The 18,103-nt window shown below is 65.8% G+C and carries 14 protein-coding genes; 4 read left to right on the top strand and 10 right to left on the bottom strand.

The window, feature by feature from the left end; all coding sequences use genetic code 11:
* Positions 1-32 precede the first annotated feature (32 nt).
* The 4 genes from P8H27_RS09400 to P8H27_RS09385 are packed head-to-tail and all read right to left on the bottom strand — an operon-like array spanning position 33 to position 3,246.
* The gene (locus P8H27_RS09400) at positions 33-386 is read right to left on the bottom strand and encodes a RidA family protein (protein ID WP_289637004.1); all 354 of its coding nucleotides are present in this window, start codon (positions 384-386) and stop codon (positions 33-35) included.
* Complete coding sequence (locus P8H27_RS09395) at positions 383-1,789, bottom strand: NAD(P)/FAD-dependent oxidoreductase (protein ID WP_289637002.1); 1,407 nt, start codon at positions 1,787-1,789, stop codon at positions 383-385. The genes P8H27_RS09400 and P8H27_RS09395 overlap by 4 nt, the downstream gene beginning before the upstream one ends.
* Positions 1,779-2,120 (bottom strand): (2Fe-2S)-binding protein, encoded by a 342-nt coding sequence (locus P8H27_RS09390; protein WP_289637001.1) that lies wholly within the window; start codon positions 2,118-2,120, stop codon positions 1,779-1,781. Before P8H27_RS09390 ends, P8H27_RS09395 begins: the two co-directional genes overlap by 11 nt.
* Positions 2,110-3,246 carry an FAD-binding oxidoreductase gene (locus P8H27_RS09385; protein WP_289636999.1) on the bottom strand — a complete coding sequence of 379 codons (1,137 nt, stop codon included), beginning with the start codon at positions 3,244-3,246 and terminating at the stop codon, positions 2,110-2,112. The genes P8H27_RS09390 and P8H27_RS09385 overlap by 11 nt, the downstream gene beginning before the upstream one ends.
* Before the next feature lie 157 nt (positions 3,247-3,403).
* Between P8H27_RS09385 and P8H27_RS09380 the strand changes: the two genes are divergently transcribed.
* Complete coding sequence (locus tag P8H27_RS09380; RefSeq protein ID WP_289636997.1) at positions 3,404-4,312, top strand: LysR substrate-binding domain-containing protein; 909 nt, start codon at positions 3,404-3,406, stop codon at positions 4,310-4,312.
* Between the two features lie 80 nt (positions 4,313-4,392).
* On the opposite strand, the gene P8H27_RS09375 is transcribed toward P8H27_RS09380, so the two are convergent.
* The gene (locus tag P8H27_RS09375; protein WP_289636996.1) at positions 4,393-6,321 is read right to left on the bottom strand and encodes an ATP-dependent DNA helicase RecQ; all 1,929 of its coding nucleotides are present in this window, start codon (positions 6,319-6,321) and stop codon (positions 4,393-4,395) included.
* 251 nt (positions 6,322-6,572) lie between these two features.
* Between P8H27_RS09375 and P8H27_RS09370 the strand changes: the two genes are divergently transcribed.
* Positions 6,573-8,450, top strand: coding sequence for a bifunctional diguanylate cyclase/phosphodiesterase (locus P8H27_RS09370; protein WP_289636994.1), 1,878 nt, complete (start codon positions 6,573-6,575; stop codon positions 8,448-8,450).
* A 46-nt stretch (positions 8,451-8,496) separates the two neighbouring features.
* On the opposite strand, the gene P8H27_RS09365 is transcribed toward P8H27_RS09370, so the two are convergent.
* A complete protein-coding gene (locus P8H27_RS09365; protein WP_289636993.1) occupies positions 8,497-10,038 on the bottom strand; it encodes a phosphoenolpyruvate carboxykinase in 1,542 nt (513 codons plus the stop codon).
* A gap of 160 nt (positions 10,039-10,198) precedes the next feature.
* On the bottom strand, positions 10,199-11,086 hold the full coding sequence (hslO, locus tag P8H27_RS09360; RefSeq protein WP_289636992.1) for an Hsp33 family molecular chaperone HslO: 888 nt from the start codon (positions 11,084-11,086) through the stop codon (positions 10,199-10,201).
* 221 nt (positions 11,087-11,307) lie between these two features.
* On the opposite strand from hslO, the gene P8H27_RS09355 reads away from it, so the two are divergent.
* Positions 11,308-12,102, top strand: a complete 795-nt coding sequence (locus P8H27_RS09355; protein WP_289636991.1) for a phosphatase PAP2 family protein — start codon at positions 11,308-11,310, stop codon at positions 12,100-12,102.
* Positions 12,103-12,325: 223 nt separating this feature from the next.
* Here P8H27_RS09355 and ald read toward each other — a convergent pair whose 3' ends face one another.
* From ald to P8H27_RS09340, 3 genes are all read right to left on the bottom strand, one after another.
* The gene (gene ald, locus P8H27_RS09350; protein WP_289636990.1) at positions 12,326-13,450 is read right to left on the bottom strand and encodes an alanine dehydrogenase; all 1,125 of its coding nucleotides are present in this window, start codon (positions 13,448-13,450) and stop codon (positions 12,326-12,328) included.
* A 96-nt stretch (positions 13,451-13,546) separates the two neighbouring features.
* Complete coding sequence (locus P8H27_RS09345) at positions 13,547-14,305, bottom strand: slipin family protein (RefSeq protein WP_289636989.1); 759 nt, start codon at positions 14,303-14,305, stop codon at positions 13,547-13,549.
* A gap of 2 nt (positions 14,306-14,307) precedes the next feature.
* Complete coding sequence (locus P8H27_RS09340) at positions 14,308-15,666, bottom strand: nodulation protein NfeD (protein ID WP_289636988.1); 1,359 nt, start codon at positions 15,664-15,666, stop codon at positions 14,308-14,310.
* A gap of 229 nt (positions 15,667-15,895) precedes the next feature.
* Here P8H27_RS09340 and yccS point away from each other — a divergent pair, with 229 nt between their 5' ends.
* Positions 15,896-18,073, top strand: coding sequence for a YccS family putative transporter (gene yccS, locus P8H27_RS09335; protein ID WP_289636986.1), 2,178 nt, complete (start codon positions 15,896-15,898; stop codon positions 18,071-18,073).
* The last annotated feature ends 30 nt before the right edge of the window (positions 18,074-18,103 follow it).

Below are 18,103 nucleotides of genomic sequence, written 5' to 3'. Positions count from 1 at the left end.
CGAGCCCGGCGGGCTCAGGGTGAATGCGGTGCTCAGACCGCCGCGGTGACGATCAGCTCGAGGCGGATGTCGGCAGCGTCGAAGCACACTTGGGCGGTGGCGCGGGCCGGCGTCTCGCCGGAGGCGAACCAGGCGCTCCACTGCTCGTTCATCGCCGAGAAGTCGCCGGGCATGTCCTTCATCCAGATCTGTGCGCTGAGCAGGCGGCTCTTGTCGCTGCCGACCTCCGCCAGCAATTCCTCCAGGCGTTGCAGCACCTGGCGGGTTTGCTCGCGAATATCCTGAGTGCAATCGGCGGCGACTATGCCGCTGAGCCAGGCCACGCCGTTGTGCACCACCACGCGGCTGAGGCGGGGATTGCTGTCGATGCGTTGGATGCCGTTCATAAGGACTCCTGAGGGATGCTGGCCGTGGCCTCGCTGGCCAACTGCGCGAGGGTGATGGGTTTCAACGGCGAACGGATGCGGTAGTAGCCGACCTCCTCGGGGGGGACGCCACGCCGTTCGGCGATCACTTCGGTCACGCTCAGGCCGCACAGGCGTCCCTGGCAGGGGCCCATGCCGCAGCGGCCGAAGGCCTTGGTCTGGTTGGGGCCGAGGCAGCCGAGGTCGACGTGCTGGCGTACCTCGCCGGCGCTGACTTCCTCGCAGCGGCAGACGATGATCGCATCCGCCGGCACGCGGTGTTCCAGTGGTGGGCGGTACAGCGCATCGAGCAATGGGCGCGCGGCGAGCTGCCGGGCCAGGGCGCGGCGATAGGGTTTGGCCAGTGCCTCGATGGCAGGCGCTGTGAGGCGGTGCAACTGCCCGGCGATGGCCAGGGCGGCGAGCCGGCCCTGCTGCTGCGCCGCCAGCGCGCCGCCAATGGCGCCGCCGTCGCCGGCGATGAAAATCCCCGCCAGGCTGGTCTCGCCCCAGGCGTCGCGCTCGGCGCTCCAGCACAGTTGCGCGTTGTTCCACTGGTGCTGCAGGCGCAGCGACCAGCTGATCTGGGTGTTCGGCACCACGCCTTGATGCAGCAGGATCAAGCTCGCCGGAATGCGCCGTTGGATGCCGCCACTGCTGAAACGCAAGACCTGAGCCTGCTCTTCGCCCTCAATCGCCAGATCGCGCGCGCCGCGATAATGCGCCACCCCGGCGCGGCGCAGGCTGGCCAGCAGCGACACCCCCTTGAGCAGGTCGCGCCAACCGCGCAAAGCCCCCGGCAGCTGGCGCCAGGCGCGCAGGGCATCGGTGTGGCTGCTGGTGTCGACCAGCGCCGCCAGGGCAATGCCGGCGCGCAGGTACTGCACGGCCAACAGGTACAGCAGTGGGCCGCAGCCGGCCAGCACCACCGGATCGGTTGGCAGCAGCGCGGCACTTTTCAGCAGGATCTGCCCGGCACCGGCGGTCATCACTCCGGGCAGGGTCCAGCCGGGAATCGGCATGGGCCGTTCATAGGCGCCGGTGGCGATCAGCAAGCGCCGTGCCTGCAAGACACCGGCGCGGCCGTCGAGCAGGTAGTGCACCTGCTTCTGCGCGGTGACTTGCCACACCGCGGCGCCGGCGATGTAGCGCGCGCCGCAGGCCATAAAGGCCGCGCTCAGGCTGGCGCCGGCCTGGTAATCGGCACCCAGTATCGCCAGGCGTTGCGGGTCGCTGTGGTCGATGTTGCGGTAGATCTGCCCGCCGGGCGAGCGCTGTTCGTCCAGCAGCGCCACGCTCAGGCCATGGCGGCGCGCCTCGAGCGCCGCGCTCATGCCGGCCGGGCCGGCGCCGATGATCAGCAGATCGAAGGTTTCAAGCGTCATCCTGGTGCTCCTCCAGCGCGGACGCCGAGCCCAGGCGGCGAGCGCCGTGCTGGCTGCGCACCTGCATGCCGGGCGCGACCTGGAGCAGACAGGCCTGGCAGTTGGGCATGCCGTCCACCTCGACCAGGCATTCGAAGCACACCCCCATCATGCAGTAGGCCGTGCGCGGGCTGCCGCTCACCGGGGTGCTGCGGGTATGGCGCACGCCGCTGGCGAGCAAGGCCGCCGCCAGCGAGACGCCGGCCGGCACCTGCAAGGTTTGCCCATCGAAGTCGATGCTGAGCAGCTCGGCGGCCGAGGGCAGTTGGCGGAACAGGCTGTCAGCTGGCATGACGCACCTCGGTTGCGGTTGCGGAGGTAGTGGCGAAGCGTTGCAGGCCGAAGGGGCTGATCTCCGCCAGTGCCTGTTCACCGGCGATCCAGGGCGCCAGGCGCAGTGCGTGGGCGGCGGCCAGAGTCACGCCGCTGTGGCAGGACAGCACGCTGGCGCCCGGTGCGCCGGGCAGGGCCTGATAGATAGGCGCGCCATCCGGGCTCAACACCCGCAACGCGCCCCAGGCACGCACCAGACGCACGTTCGCCAGACGCGGAAAACACCGCACCGCGCGCCCGGCGATATCGGCCATCACCGCGCTGCTGGTGCCGTCGTCGAAGCCCACCATCTCGGCCGAGTCGCCCAGCTGCACGGTGCCTTCGTCGGTCTGGCGCACGGTACTGGTGGGGTAATGGAGGAAGGGCTCGAGGCGTTCGGTCACCAGGATCTGCCCGCGACTGGGCTGCAGCGGTACCGGCTGGCCGAGCAAGGCGCCGAGCTCGCGGTTGCCCAGCCCGGCCGCCAGCACCAGACGCTCGCTGTGCCAGCGCTGGTCGCCGCTGGCAAGCTCGAAGCCCGCGCCGCGTTGCGCGATGCCACTGATCCGGCGGCCATTGAGCAGCTGCACGCCGCGTTGCTGGCAGGCCGCATGCAGGGCGCGCAGCAATTTAAGCGGGTTGACGTGGCCATCCAGCGGCGAATAGCAGGCGCCCACCACCTGCGGGCCGACACCGGGCAGGCGCTGGCGCAGGGCGGCCGGGTCGAGCAGTTCGAAGGGATAGTCGCCCTCCAGCGCATCCTTGAGCCAGCACAGGCGACGGCTTTCTTCGGCCATTTCCGCATCGGACAGGCACAGCTGCAAGCCGCCGGGCTGGCGCAAGTGCACGTCGATGCCGGTGTCGGCCAGCAGCATGCGCGCCAGCTGCGGCCACAGCGCCACCGATTGCAGGGTCCACTGCGCATAAGCCGGCATGCCGTAGCCCTTGCCCTGCACCCAGAGCAGGCCGAAGTTGCCGCGGGCCGCGCGCAAGGCCGTGTCGCCCTCGTCCAGCACGCTGACCTGGCGCCCCAGGCGAGCCAGGCCGTAGGCGATGGCCATGCCGAGCAAACCGCCGCCAACGACCATGATCTCAGTTTTCTGCATAGGGTGCGCCTCAGTCAGGATTACTCCCGCGCTTGTGCCGGGATTCAGTCAGACTGCCTTGTCGGTGAAGATGGGATTGATCCTAGGGTGCTTATGCGGCGCTGAAAAATGCTTTATTTTGGCAAGACTATGTCTTTTTGTTATGGGGTTGCGGCGGATGAACCTGCGTCAATTGGAAGCCTTTCGTGCGGTCATCCTCGGCCAGACCGTCACCCGCGCCGCGGAGATGCTGCACATCTCCCAGCCGGCGGCGACCCGCTTGATCGGCGCGCTGGAGGAGGACATCGGCTTCGCCCTGTTCGAGCGGATCAAGGGTCGCCTGCAGCCCACCCCGGAGGCGCTGGTGCTGTACGAGGAAGTGCAGCGCTCATTGCTCGGCGTCGAGCGCATCGCCCGTACCGCCCGGGAAATCGGCAGCCTCAAGCGCGGCTCGCTGCATATCGCCTGTGCCCCGGCGCTGGGGCTGTCCTTTCTGCCGCGGGCGATCAGCGCTTTTCTCAAAGAACATGAGCAGGCGCAGATCACCCTGATGGTGCAGGCGTCGCGCGAAGTGGTGGATCTGGTGGTAAGCCAGCGCTACGACCTGGGCTTTATCGTGGAGCCCAATACCTACCCCAGCCCGCGCAGCGAGCGGTTGCTGAGGTCCTGCCTGCTGTGCGCCCTGCCGCTCGGCCATCGCCTGCAGGACAAGGCCGTGATAGTGCCCGAGGATCTGCAGGGCGAAGCCTTCATCTCCTACCCCCACGCGATCGCCTCACGCCAGCATATCGACGCGATTTTCGCCGCCCACGACGTGCAGCGCGAGCTGCGCCTGGAGACCCAGCTGTCGATCCCCATGTGCATGTTCGTCGAGCAGGGCGCCGGGGTCGCCCTGGTGGATGCCATCAGCGCCCTCGAATACCGCGGCACGGGCGTACTGTTTCGCCCCTTCGAGCCGGTGATCGAAATGGACTTCAACATGCTGATACCCAGCCAAAGCCGGCTCTCGAAGTTTCATCAGCGGTTTCTGGAGCACATGCGCCACTTCGTGGCGCTGGAGGTACCCGACAGCTACAAAATCCCTTAAGCGGCCTGCCGATCCGGCCAGGCCTCTGCAACTGCTCGCTCGAGAACCGAGCCGTTATGCGCTCTCAAGCCGCCACCTGATTAGCCTGCCTGCTCGGCCCAGGCGCGCACCTCGGCGTAGGGATAGCTGTCCAGCGCGGCGAAGCCGGCAATACCGCGCGCCTTGAGCTTGGTGAACAGCGGCACGCTGATGCCGCAGAGGAAGCGGGTCAGGCATTCGGCAGTCGGGGGGCTGCCTTTCAGCTCGGCATGCCGTTGGATAAAGCTGCCGCACAGGCGTTGCAGGTCATGTTCGGCCAATGCGCGCAGCGGCGGCGGCTCCGGCAGACGGGCGACCTGACCGTGGCACACCGAACAGTGGCCGCAGCGTTCGGGCGCCTGGCGGTCGCCGAAGTAGGCGGCCAGACGCTGACCCAGGCAATCCTCGCTGGCGAACAGTTCGAGCATGGCGTGAATGCGGGCGATTTCGCTGCGTTCCTGCTGCTTGAAGTAACCGTGCAGCTCGGCGCTCAGTGCCTCGGGGTCGAAGCCGGCATCGAGCAGCGCGTAGACCTCGGTCATCTGTTTGCTTTCCAGCTCGATCCAGCCCTTGTCCTGGAAGTAGTCCAGCGCCTTGACCACCCGCCCGCGTTCGGCCTGGTGCTGCTGGTAGAGCCTGGCGAAATCCAGGGTGCACCAGGTGCGGGCGCGTGGTGAGCTGTCGAGGATGGCCTCGACGAACTGGCGCCGCTCGCCGTCGAATTGGGCCAGCAGGGCCTCGGGTTCGAGCAGGTGCTTGAAGCGGTATTCGGCGAAGTAGGCGTAGCGCGGGGCGATGATGCCGCGCAGCTCCAACTGCACCAGCAGGGTTTTCAGCGGCAGTTGGCGGATGTTGCTCTGCTCGGCCAGGGCACCCAGCAGCAGTTCCCACTCACCGTCCCGGCCGTGCGCCAGCAGCTCGTCGAGTACGCAGCGGATGCCGCCCAGCTCGGGCGTGTCGCCATAGACGAAGTTTTCCAGCACGTTGAGGCTGTCGCGGTTGGCCAGCACCAGGCAGTCGGAGGGCTGGCCGTCGCGCCCGGCCCGGCCGATCTCCTGGCTGTAGTTCTCGATCGACTTGGGCAGGTCGAAGTGCACCACGTTGCGGATGTCGCTCTTGTCGATGCCCATGCCGAAGGCGATGGTGGCGACGATGCAGTTGATCTGCCCGGCCATGAAGCGGCGCTGGATCGCCTCGCGTGCCTCGTGGGCCATGCCGGCGTGGTAGGCGCTGGCGGCGATACCCTGTTGGCTCAGGCGTTCGGCGACCTGCTCGGCGGTCTTCTGCTGGGTGACGTAGACGATGCTCGGCTGCCCGGCCTTGGCCCCCAGCCACTCGGCCAGCCGGCGCTGCTTGTCGGCGCCACTGACCGGCTCGACCAACAGGTTGAGGTTGGCCCGGTAGAAGCCGGTGGTGATCACATCCGCCGGTGCGATGGCGAACTTGGCCTGCATGTCGGCGATCACCGGCGGCGTGGCGGTGGCGGTGAGCAGCAGCACCTGGGGAATGCCGAACTGGCGCTGGTAGTCGGGCAACTTGAGGTAGTCGGGACGGAAGTTGTGGCCCCACTCGGAGATGCAGTGGGCTTCGTCGATCACCAGCAGGGAGATCGGCACCTGGCCGATGAAGTGGCGGAAACGTTCGTTCTTCAGGCGTTCGACCGAGATCATCAGGATCTTCAGTTCGCCGGACCTGGCCCTGGCCATCACCGCGCTGGCGTCTTCGCGGCTCTGCGCCGAGTCGATGCTGGCGGCGCTGATGCCGTGGCGGGCGAGAAAGGCCAGCTGATCCTGCATCAGCGCCAGCAATGGCGAGACCACCAGGCACAGGTGCGGCAGGTGCAGTGCCGACAGTTGGTAGCACAGCGATTTGCCCGAGCCGGTGGGGAAGATCGCCGCCGCCGAGCGCCCGGCCAGCACGGCGCCGATTGCCGCCTCCTGGCCGGGGCGCAGCTGCTTGAAGCCGAAAACACGTTCGAGGGTGCTGTGCATGGGCTGTTACTCCATTAACCGTTGGCGGTATACGACCATTGTCCAATGATCGAAATGAACCTTTGCCTGAGTGCTAGGCTGAATAGTCTCGGGATAAGCCTGCCCGCGCCAGGACGTTGCCGCGGTTAGCCGCCAAGTTCGGCAAGCAATGTGCGTAAATACGGCGCACCCCCGTCAGCATTGACTCAACGCATGATGCGAACCAGCTCACAAATATAGAATCATCTCTTTTCTGACTATGGAACTCAGGCATGGAAGCATTACGGCGAATGCCATTGCGCTACAAGTTCTGGGCGGTCAACGGCGTAGCTTTCATCAGTATCCTGCTGGTGGTTGTAGTGGCGATGGCGCTGGAGCAGCGCAGTGTCAACCAGAGCCGACAGGATCAGGCTCGGAGCCTGTTGTTGTGGTGGCAGGGGGGCGAGCCTGCCTCACCTGAAGATTCACTGCAACCGCTGCTCCTCAGCGGCGAGGCCTCCTCTCCCGTCCAGCGCAAGCTGATCCAGGCGGCCCGGCTCGAGCCGGGCTGGGTCGACTTGTCGGGCTTGACCCTGCTGGATGCGCAGCTGCCATTCGGAGCCTGGGTTCGCCAACGCGAGGGCTCCGGGGTGCTGGCGGTGCTGGTGAGCGGCAAGAGTTTCCAGCAAGTATTCGTCGAGCGTGCGCCGGTGTATGCGCTGGCGGTATTCCTGCTGATGCTGGGGTTGCTGTTCGGCTCACAGATGCTGATCCGCTTTGTCGAGAGCTATCAACGCCAGTTGCAGCAAATGGCGCATTTCGACTCGCTGACCGGCTTGCCCAACCGGGCGCTGGCGTACGACAGACTGGCGCACGCGCTGGACAAGGTGACGCGCCGTGGCGGCCACCTCGCGGTGCTGTTTATCGACCTGGATCGCTTCAAGACGCTGAACGATAGCTATGGCCATGGTTTTGGCGACGCCGTGCTGCGCACGGTGGCCCAACGCCTGCAGACCCGCTGCCGTCAGGAAGATACCCTGGCGCGGCTGGGGGGCGACGAGTTCCTGCTGATCCTCGAGCAGTTGCCGGCACCGAGCACGGCCAGCCTGGTGGCCCGCAGCCTGCTGCAGTTGCTCGAACAGCCATTGCAGCTGGAAGAGGATCATGAGCTGTATGTGGGCGCCAGCATTGGCATTGCCCTGTACCCCGGCGATGGCGGCAGCGCGGCGGAACTGATCCGCAACGCGGATGCGGCCATGTACCGAGCCAAGGCCAACGGTCGTAACACCTGCGCCCACTACATCCCCTGCCTGACCGAGCATGCGCGGACGCGCTTCGAGCTGGAGCGTTCCCTGCGCGGGGCCCTGCATAACCATGAACTGAGCCTGCACTTTCAGCCGCTGATGCGCCTGGAGGACGGCCATTGCTTGGGCGCCGAGGCGCTGCTGCGCTGGCACAGCCCGCAACACGGTCAGGTAGGGCCGGATACCTTTATCCCGCTGGCCGAAGACAGCGGACTGATTGTCTCGATCGGCAGCTGGGTGCTTAACGAGGCGTGCCGCCAGGCCAACGCCTGGCGCGAAGAAGGACTGCTGCTGGAGACCATCGCCGTCAACCTGTCGCCGATCCAGTTCATGCAACAAGACATCGTCCAACTGGTCGCGCGGGCTCTGGCCGGCAGCGGCCTGCCGGCTCATTGCCTGGAACTGGAAATCACCGAAGGCGCGCTGATGCGCCACATCGATCAGGCGGAAAACACTCTGAAAGCCCTCAAGGCCTTGGGCGTGCGGATATCGGTGGACGATTTCGGCACCGGCTACTCATCGCTGGCCTATCTGCGCCGCTTTGCCCTGGACAAACTGAAGATCGATAAAAGCTTCATGGCCGGAGTACCCGCCAATAGCAGCGACTGCCAGTTAGTCCATACCATTATCGCCATGGCCAGATCCATGCAACTGACGGTGCTGGCCGAAGGGGTGGAAACGCCGGAGCAGCAGGGCTGGTTGCTGGGCGAAGGCTGTGACCAGTGTCAGGGTTACCTGCTGGGCCGGCCCATGGCGGCCGAGTCGTTCGCGCGGCACTGGCAGGCGTTGTCGGCCAGAGCCGCGCCTGCGGCCAAGCACAGGGCTACGTCGGGGTGTAGCGCCGCGTCCTTGCCGGCCCGAACATGAAAAAACCGCCCGAAGGCGGCTTGTTCGAGCGGCAATAGACCGCGGCTTAGAGCTGCGGACCGGCCTGTTTGATAGCGTCGCTGACGTCGAACTTCTGAAAGTTGTCGATGAACAGCTTGGCCAGGCCTTTGGCCGCTTCGTCGTAGGCGTTCTGGTCTGCCCAGGTGTTGCGCGGGTTGAGCAGGCTGGTTTCGACGCCCGGCACCGACGTCGGCACGCTGAGGTTGATGATCGGCAGTTGCTCGGTCTCGCTGCCGATCAGCGCACCGCTCTGGATCGCCGCGATCACGCCTCTAGTAGTCGGGATATTGAAGCGTTTACCCACTCCGTACCCGCCCCCAGTCCAACCAGTGTTGACCAGATAGACCTTGGAGCCGAAGCCGCGGATGCGCTTGATCAGCAACTCGGCATATTCGCCCGCCGGACGCGGGAAGAAGGGCGCGCCGAAGCAGGTGGAGAAGGTCGACTTGATGCCGCTGCCGCTGCCCATTTCGGTGGAGCCGACCAACGCGGTGTAACCCGACAGGAAGTGGTAGGCCGCCTGCTCTTCGTTAAGGATCGACACTGGCGGCAGCACCCCGGTCAGGTCGCAGGTGAGGAAGATCACCGCGTTCGGCTCGCCGCCGAGGTTCTTCTCGCTGCGCTTCTCGACGAACTCCAGCGGGTAGGCGGCGCGGCTGTTCTGGGTCAGGCTGTCGTCGCGGTAATCCGGCACGCGCTCGGCGTCGAGGACGACGTTTTCCAGCACGGTGCCGAACTGGATGGCTTTCCAGATCACCGGCTCGTTCTTCTCCGACAGGTCGATGCACTTGGCGTAGCAACCGCCCTCGATGTTGAACACCACGCCCTCGCCCCAACCGTGCTCGTCGTCGCCGATCAGGTAGCGCGACTCGTCGGCCGACAGGGTGGTCTTGCCGGTGCCGGACAGGCCGAAGAACAGGGTCACGTCGCCCTCTTCGCCGATGTTGGCGGCGCAGTGCATCGGCAGCACGTCTTTTTCCGGGAGCAGGAAGTTCTGCACCGAGAACATGGCTTTCTTCATCTCGCCGGCGTAGCGCATGCCGGCGAGCAGGACTTTTTTGGCGGCGAAGTTGATGATCACGCAGCCGTCGGAGTGGGTGCCGTCACGCTCAGGGGAGCACTCGAAGTTGGCCACGTTGAGCACCTGCCACTCGTCCTTGCCGAGCGGGTTGTAGGTTGGCGGATTGATGAACAGCTGACGGCCGAACAGGTTCTGCCAGGCGGTGGCGGTGGTCATCTTGACCGCCAGGTAGTGTTCCTCGGCGGAGCCTACATGGACGTGGGAAACGAAACGATCCTGATCCCGGCTGAACGCCTCGACGCGATCCCACAGGGCGTCGAACTTGTCCGCAGGAAAGGGACGGTTGATCGCGCCCCAGGCAATTTTCGCCTCGGTAGTCGGCTCTTGCACGATGAAGCGATCAGCCGGCGAACGACCAGTACGGTGCCCGGTACGTACGACCAGGGCGCCACTGGCGGCCAGTTCGCCCTCACCGCGGCGAATGGCTTCTTCGACCAATTGGGCAGCGCTGATGTCGGTGTACACGGCGTTGTTAGCTTGCGTCATGTGGGTCCCCATCGACCAAAGGGCCGAGTTTTCCAAACGTTTTGTAGTAAAGGCAAAAACACTACTACAGCGAGAAAAAAGTCGCGGGAGTATGCCAGAAAGCACGTCCCTTGGCAGCACCCGATCCGCCAAGCGGGTCGATAGGCACAGGCTATCGCCTTCAGTGCAGGGTCTGCGCCGGCCCCGCAGTGCCGCCGCCGGCGAACAGCTGGGCGATGTCGGCAGCATCGAACGCGTAGCGTTGGTTGCAGAATTGGCAATCGATCACCACCTGGCCGGCATGTTCGCTGAGCAGCAACTCGGCATCGGCCTGGCCTAAGCTGACCAGTGCATTGGCCGAACGCTCACGCGAGCAGCTGCAACGGAACTGCAGGGCGCGTGGCTCGAACAGGCGCAGCGGCTCTTCATGATAGAGGCGGTGCAACAGGGTTTCGTTGTCCAGGCCCAGCAACTCTTCGTGGCTCAAGGTGCCGGCCAGGGTCGCCACATGCTGCCAGCTGGCCTCACGCTCCTCTGGATCGTTCAGACGATCGGCGGGCAATTGCTGGAGCAGCAGGCCGCGCGCACGCTGGCCGTCGGCACACAGCCAGAAGCGGGTGGCCAGTTGCTCGGAAGTGACGAAATAGTTGGACAGGCAATCGCTCAGGGTGGCGCCGTCCAGGTCGACGATGCCCTGATAGCGCTGGCCCTGGGTGGGGTCGACGGTCATCGCCAGGACGCCATCGGGCATCAGCTCGGCCAGGCCGGCATCGGCGCCAATCCGCTCGGCGTGGTAGCGCGCGATACCGCGCAGCTCGCCGGCGCTGGAGCACTCGACCATCAACAACGGCAGCGCCCCCGAGGAGCGCGCCTGCAAAATCAGCAGGCCGTCGAACTTCAGGGTGCCAACCAGCAAGGAGGCGGCGACCATCAGCTCGCCGAGCAGCTGGGCGACCGGTTGCGGGTACTCATGCTTGGCCAGCACCTGCTGGTAGCTCTCGCCCAGGACGACCAACTCGCCGCGAATGTCGGTGTCGTCGAACAGAAAGCGTTGGGTGAAATCGGGCATAGCGGGCTCGCCTGCAAGGGGAACTGCGAAAAGCTGGCAATTTTAGGCACAAATGCCGGCCTAACCAAGGGCCGCACGCCGAATGACCGCCACGAGCCTGCGGGCTGACGATCACCCGCCGGAGAAATTGCGGCTCAGATCACATGCAAACCCCGGCCAACTCCCCTAAAATGCGCGCCGCCTGGGGAGGCGCAACATTATTTCCACCAAGGAGCGGCAGCATGCCCTGCACTTTCGTCACCAGCCAATGGCGCCTGCGCCCCCTGTTGATCTGCCACATCAGCGCCGCGCTGCTGCTCGCCAGCTGGCTGTGGCAGCCAACCCGGCAACTGTGGGATCGACTCGACCTGCTCCTGTTCGCCCTGCTCAACGAGCCGGTGCACGCGGCCGGCCTGTGGGCGCACATCTGGGCCATCGGCAGCATGCGTCCGGTGGATATGGGCGTCGGCCTGCTGATGCTGGCGGTGATGCTCAAGGCCGACCTGGTATTCAGCGCTACCCAGGTGCGCCGAGCGCTGTTCGCCTTTCTCGCCGTCCTGCTGGTAATGCTGCTGATACGCGTCGGTTTCGCCGACCTGGTCAAACTGATGGGCTGGCAACGGCCGAGCGCCTCACTGGTGGTAGAAGGCAGCGCGCGCCTGACCGAGCTGTTCCCCGCCTGGGCAGAGCGCTGGCACATGAAAGACAGCGCCAGCCGCAGCTTCCCCGGCGACCACGCCTCGGTGCTGCTGCTCTGGGCGTTGTTCATGAGTTTCTTCGCCCGCGGCTGGAAGCTGCTACTGGTCTGGAGCATGGCCGTGCTGTTCATGCTGCCACGCCTGGTCGCTGGCGCCCATTGGGCTTCGGACGCGCTGGTTGGCGGGGTGTTGCTCAGCCTGCTGGCGCTGGCATGGGGCTGTTATACCCCCTTCGCCTGCGCGGCCAGCGCCTGGCTGGAGCGCATCAGCGCACCGCTGATCCGCCAACTGGCGCGCCTGCCGCTGCTGGGGCGAGCCAGCGTGATTTCGGGACGCTGAGAGGCGCCACGCGGCGAAAACAGGCCTGCCCTGCAGGCCAAAAACATCGCGCAGGAGCGGCCCTCCCACAAAAGCAGCAGACACCACCAACCCCCTGTAGGAGGCGCGACCCGCGGCGATGGCGGACATCGTCCGCCCACAAGCAAAAGCATCGCGCCGAGGGCGGCCCTCCCACAAAAGCAGCAGACCCTGCCATTCCCTGTGCGGGCCCCGGCCGCTTGCGCTACAGCAGATGCTCCAGCACGCCGGTCGCCGACTGATAAGGCAAGCCATGGGCTTCGGCCACGCTGCCGCAGGTGATCACGCCCCTGGCCACGTTGAGGCCGTTGCACAGGTGCGGGTCTTCCTCCAACGCACGCCGCGTGCCTTTCTCGGCGAGGGCGATGACGAACGGCAGAGTCGCGTTGTTCAACGCCAGGGTCGAAGTACGCGCCACCGCGCCGGGCATATTGGCCACGCAATAATGCACCACCTCGTCGACCACATAGGTGGGGTCGGCATGGGTGGTGGCTTTCGAGGTTTCCGCGCAGCCGCCCTGGTCGATCGCCACATCCACCAACACCGAGCCGGACTGCATCTGCTTAACCATCTCGGCCGTGATCAGCTTGGGCGCGGCGGCACCGGGAATCAGCACGCCGCCGATCACCAGATCGGCCGCCAGAATCTGCTCGCGCAACGCCGCACGGGTCGAGTAGAGGGTGGTGATGCGATTGCCGTACTGCGCATCCAGACGGCGCAGGGCATCGACACTCTTGTCCAGCACGCTGACATCGGCGCCCAGGCCCACCGCCATGGCCAGGGCATGGCTGCCGACCACGCCGCCGCCGAGGATCACCACCTTGCCCGGCGCCACCCCCGGCACACCGCCGAGCAATACGCCGCGCCCACCCTTGGCTTTTTCCAGGCAATTGGCTCCGGCCTGGATCGACATGCGCCCCGCCACCTCGGACATCGGCGCCAGCAGCGGCAGACGGCCGTGGTTGTCGGTAACGGTTTCATAGGCAATGCAGGTGGCGCCGCTGGCCATCAACTCATCGGTCTGCGGCCGATCCGGCGCCAGGTGCAGGTAGGTGAACAGGGTGTGCTGCGGACGCAGGCGCGCGCGCTCGACCGCCAGCGGCTCCTTGACCTTGACGATCAACTGCGCCTCGCTGAACACCTGGGCGGCGTCCTGGGCGATGCTGGCGCCGGCCGCCTGGTAGTCGCCGTCACTGAAGCCGATGGCGGCACCGGCCAATGTCTCGACCCAGACCTCATGGCCGAGAGCGGTCAGCTCGGTGACCGATTGCGGGGTCAGGCCAACCCGGTACTCATGGTTCTTGATTTCTTTGGGGACACCGATACGCATGATCCTCTCCTTCTATCCAGCGGGCGGCGCCGCATCATGTTCAAGCGTAGAAGAGCTGCAGCGCTTGACCGCTCAAGCCGCTGACGCGGCGCTCTGCTAAGGCTTACCCTTGAGCTCGGCCATGCCCTGCAACAGCTCGATCGGCAGCGGGAAGACGATGGTCGAACTCTTGTCAGTGGCGATATTGCTCAGGGTCTGCATGTAGCGCAGTTGCATGGCGCCGGGCTGGCGGCCGAGCATCTCGGCGGCTTGCATGAGCTTTTCCGAGGCCTGCAATTCGCCTTCGGCATGAATCACCTTGGCCCGCCGCTCGCGCTCGGCTTCGGCTTGCTTGGCGATGGCGCGGATCATCGACTCGTCGAGGTCGACGTGTTTGATCTCGACATTGGCCACCTTGATGCCCCAGGCGTCGGTCTGCGCGTCGAGCACCTGCTGGATATCGATGTTGAGTCGCTCGCGCTCGGCGAGCATCTCGTCCAATTCATGCTTGCCGAGTACCGCGCGCAGGGTGGTTTGCGACAACTGGCTGGTGGCGCCGTGGTAATCCTCGACCTGGATGATCGCCTTCTGCGGGTCGAGCACACGGAAGTAAATCACCGCATTGACCTTGACCGAGACGTTGTCGCGGGAAATCACGTCCTGGGTCGGCACGTCCAGGACGATGGTGCGCAGGTCGACGCGCACCATCTGCTGGATGCCCGGAATGATGATCACCAGACCCGGCCCCTTGACCCGCCAGAAACGGCCCAACTGGAACACCACGCCGCGCTCGTATTCGCGCAGGATACGAAACGCCGAGACCAGCAGCGCCATCAACAGCACCGCCAGCGTGGCGAAACTCAGTTCGAAACCCATGGTCATTCTCCTCGTGGCGGTGGCTCATCGGTAGTGGCAACGTCCAGCGTCGAGCCCTGGCGCGCCAGCACCCGTACTTGCTGACCGGGCTGCAGCGGCACCTGGCTGACGACCTGCCAATTTTCCCCTTGCAGTTGCACCCAGCCGCCTAACGGGTTGCTCGGTTGCACCGCGTGGATCCGCGCCAGACTGCCGATCAGTTCGCTGTCGCCACCGACCAGGGCGCGGCGCCGGGCGCGCAAGGCCATGCTGAGGATGGCGAAAATCACTGCCCCGCTGGTCAAAGCCAGGGTCACGATCAGCACCAGGGGAATGCCGAAGCCGGGCACCTCGGTGTCGATCAGAATCAAGGCGCCGAAGACGAAGGCGGCCAAGCCGCCAATCCCGAGCACGCCGAAACTCGGCATGAAGGCTTCGGCCGTAATGAAGGCGATGCCGAGCAGGATCAGGGCCATTCCAGCGTAGTTCACCGGCAGCAACTGCAAGGCATACAGCGCCAGAATCAGGCAGATGCCCCCGAGCACCCCGCCGACGCCGCTGCCCGGGTTGGAAAACTCGAAGAACAGGCCGTAGACGCCGATCATCATCAACAACAACGCCACGCTGGGGTTGGTGATCACCGCCAGAAACTGCGTGCGCCAGTCCGGCTCGCGGCTGACCACCACGGCGCCGGCGGTCTGCAAGGTCACCTCGACGCCGGCGGCGGTGAAGCTTTTGCCGTCCAGTTGCTTGAGCAGATCCGCCAGGTCGCGGGCGACATAGTCGACCACCTTGAGTTCGAGCGCTTCTTCGGCGGACAGGCTGACCGCCTCGCGCACCGCCTGCTCGGCCCACTCGACATTGCGCCCGCGCAGTTGCGCCAAGCCACGGATGTAGGCCGAGGCATCGTTGATTTGTTTTTTGCTCAGGGTATCGGTCGGCGCCTGTTCGGCCTCGCCTTCGCCCGCCTTGTCGGACTTCTCCGCCTTATCCCCTGCCGGCTTCTGCGGCGGCGAACCGGGCATGCCGCCGATGGCCACCGGGGTGGCCGCACCGAGGTTGGTGCCCGGCGCCATCGCCGCGATATGGCTGGCATAGAGGATATAGGTGCCGGCACTGGCGGCCCGCGCGCCACTGGGCGCGACGAAGCTGGCCACCGGAATCGGGCTGGCGAGAATCGCCTTGATGATCGCCCGCATCGAGGTGTCCAGGCCGCCCGGGGTGTCGATGCTCAGCACCATCAGCTGCGCGTCCTCCTCCGCGCGAGACAGGCCGCGCACCACGTAGTCGGCACTGGCCGGGCCTATCGCCCCGTCGACGCGCAACTCCACCACCACCGCGGGCGCCGCCCACAACCCCGCAGGCAAAAGCAGCAGGGCCAAGGCAAAGAGCAAAGGATATGTTGGGAAAACCTTCACGGCCTCTCCAGGACAGCCGCCACGGGTGGCGAAGGATGGGCAAAGCGCGGCTGTCTGCTTACAGGATAGTCCATGACTTTTCGCCCAGAGCCAGAGATGCCCCTGGCGCGGTAAAAGGTGTCTCCAGGGGAGTGCCAGACGTCCGCCTACTCCGTTAGTCTGCTCACTATTACCGCTACACAAGGTCGCCCGGATGCCCGCCACCTCTCTTCGCCATTCCCTGCGCCGCCTGTGGGCGCTGGATAAATTCAGCTACAGCCTGCGGGTGTTCATCGCCCTCGGCGGCAGCCTGTCGCTGTGCTGGGCGCAGGGCTGGATGCAGGCGCTGATTCCGCTGTTTCTCGGGGTGATCGCCAGCGCCCTGGCCGAGACCGACGACAGCTGGCAGGGCCGCCTGACCGCGCTGCTGGTAACGCTCGGCTGTTTCAGTGCAGCGGCTTATGCGGTGGAGTGGCTGTTCCCCCACCCCTGGCTGTTCGTCAGCGCCCTGGCCCTGGCCAGCTTCGCCTTGACCATGCTCGGCGCCCTTGGCGAGCGCTACGCCACCCTGGGCTCGGCCACCCTGATCCTGGCGATCTACAGCATGATCGGCGTCGAGCAGCGCGGCGGTATCGCCGGCCTGTGGCTGGAGCCGCTGCTGCTGGTGGCGGGGGCGGCCTGGTACGGCGTGCTCTCGGTGATCTGGCATGCGCTGTTCGCCAACCAGCCGGTACAGCACAGCCTGGCCCGGCTGTTTCGCGAGCTGGGTGAATACCTCACGCTCAAGGCCGCCCTGTTCGAGCCGCTGCGGCAACTCGATGTGGAGCAGCGGCGGCTGGCCCTGGCCCGGCAGAACGGCCGGGTGGTGGCGGCGCTGAATGCCGCCAAGGAAATCATCCTGCACCGCGCCGGCAATGACCGACCGGGGAGCAAGGTCAGTCGCTACCTCAAACTGTATTTCCTCGCCCAGGATCTCCACGAGCGCGCCAGCTCATCGCATTACCCTTACAACGAACTGGCCGAGGCGTTCTTTCACAGCGATGTGCTGTTCCGCTGCCAGCGTCTGCTGCGCCTGCATGGCGAGGCTTGCCAGCGCCTGGCCCAAGCCATCGAGTTGCGCCAGCCGTTCGAGTACCGCGGGCTATGCACGCAAGCGCTGGACGACCTGCAGGCCTCGCTGCAACACCTGCGCCTGCAAAGCAATCCGGCCTGGCGCCAGCTGTTGCGCTCGCTGGGGGCCCTGGCCGGCAACCTCGCCGCCCTCGACCAACTGCTCGGCCACGCCAGCAACCCCGATGCCCTGGCCGAGCAACAGGACAGCAGCCTGCTGGATCGCGGGCCGCAGTCGCTCAAGGAGGTCGCGGAACGCCTGCGCCAGCAGCTGACCCCGACCTCGCTGCTGTTCCGCCACGCCCTGCGCCTGGCCATCGCCCTGGCCGCCGGCTATGGCGTATTGCACTGGATTCATCCGGCCCAGGGTTACTGGATTTTGCTGACCACGGTGTTCGTCTGCCAGCCGAACTATGGCGCCACCCGCCTCAAGCTGGTGCAGCGAATCGCCGGCACCGTGCTCGGCCTGCTGCTCGGCTGGGCACTGTTCGACCTGTTCCCCAATCTGCTGGTGCAGGCCTTCTTCGCCGTGGCTGCCGGGGTGGCCTTCTTCGCCACTCGCAGCAGCCACTACACCCTGGCCACCGCGGCCATTACCCTGCTGGTGCTGTTCTGCTTCAATCAGGTCGGCGACGGCTACGGGCTGTTTATCCCGCGCCTGGTCGACACCCTGATCGGCAGCCTGATCGCCGGCCTCGCGGTGTTCCTGATCCTGCCGGACTGGCAAGGGCGCCGGCTCAACCGCATGCTGGCCAACACCCTCAGCTGCAACAGCAGCTATTTGCGCCAGATCATCGCGCAGTATGTCAGCGGCAAACGCGACGACCTGGCCTACCGCCTGGCCCGGCGCAATGCGCACAACGCCGAAGCCACACTGTCCACCACCCTCGGCAACATGCTCATGGAACCCGGGCATTTCCGTAAGGAAGCGGACGTCGGCTTCCGCTTTCTGGTGCTGTCGCACACCCTCTTGAGCTATCTCTCGGGCCTCGGCGCGCACCGCGGCGAGATCCTCCTCGGCGACCGGCAGAGCCCGCTGCCGGCGAGCGCCGAACGCCTCGCCGCCAGCCTCGACGAAATCGCCCAGAGCCTGGCCGAAGAACGTGCGGTGGCGATTCAGAGCGATGCCGAAGAGCAACTGGCCGCCGAACTGGAACAGCGCGCGGATGCGCTGGACGATCAGCAGCGCCTGGTGCAGACCCAGCTGGCGCTGATCTGCCGGCAACTCGGGCCGTTGCGCACCCTCGCCGCGCACCTGCTCAAGGATCGCGGCAAGCCCTAGCAGCCTGTCCGGAACCTGCAGGAGGGCGTT

The organism is Pseudomonas sp. sp1636 (assembly GCF_030376615.1).
Taxonomy (GTDB): Bacteria; Pseudomonadota; Gammaproteobacteria; order Pseudomonadales; family Pseudomonadaceae; genus Aquipseudomonas.
This window is presented reverse-complemented; position numbering and strand designations above follow the sequence as displayed.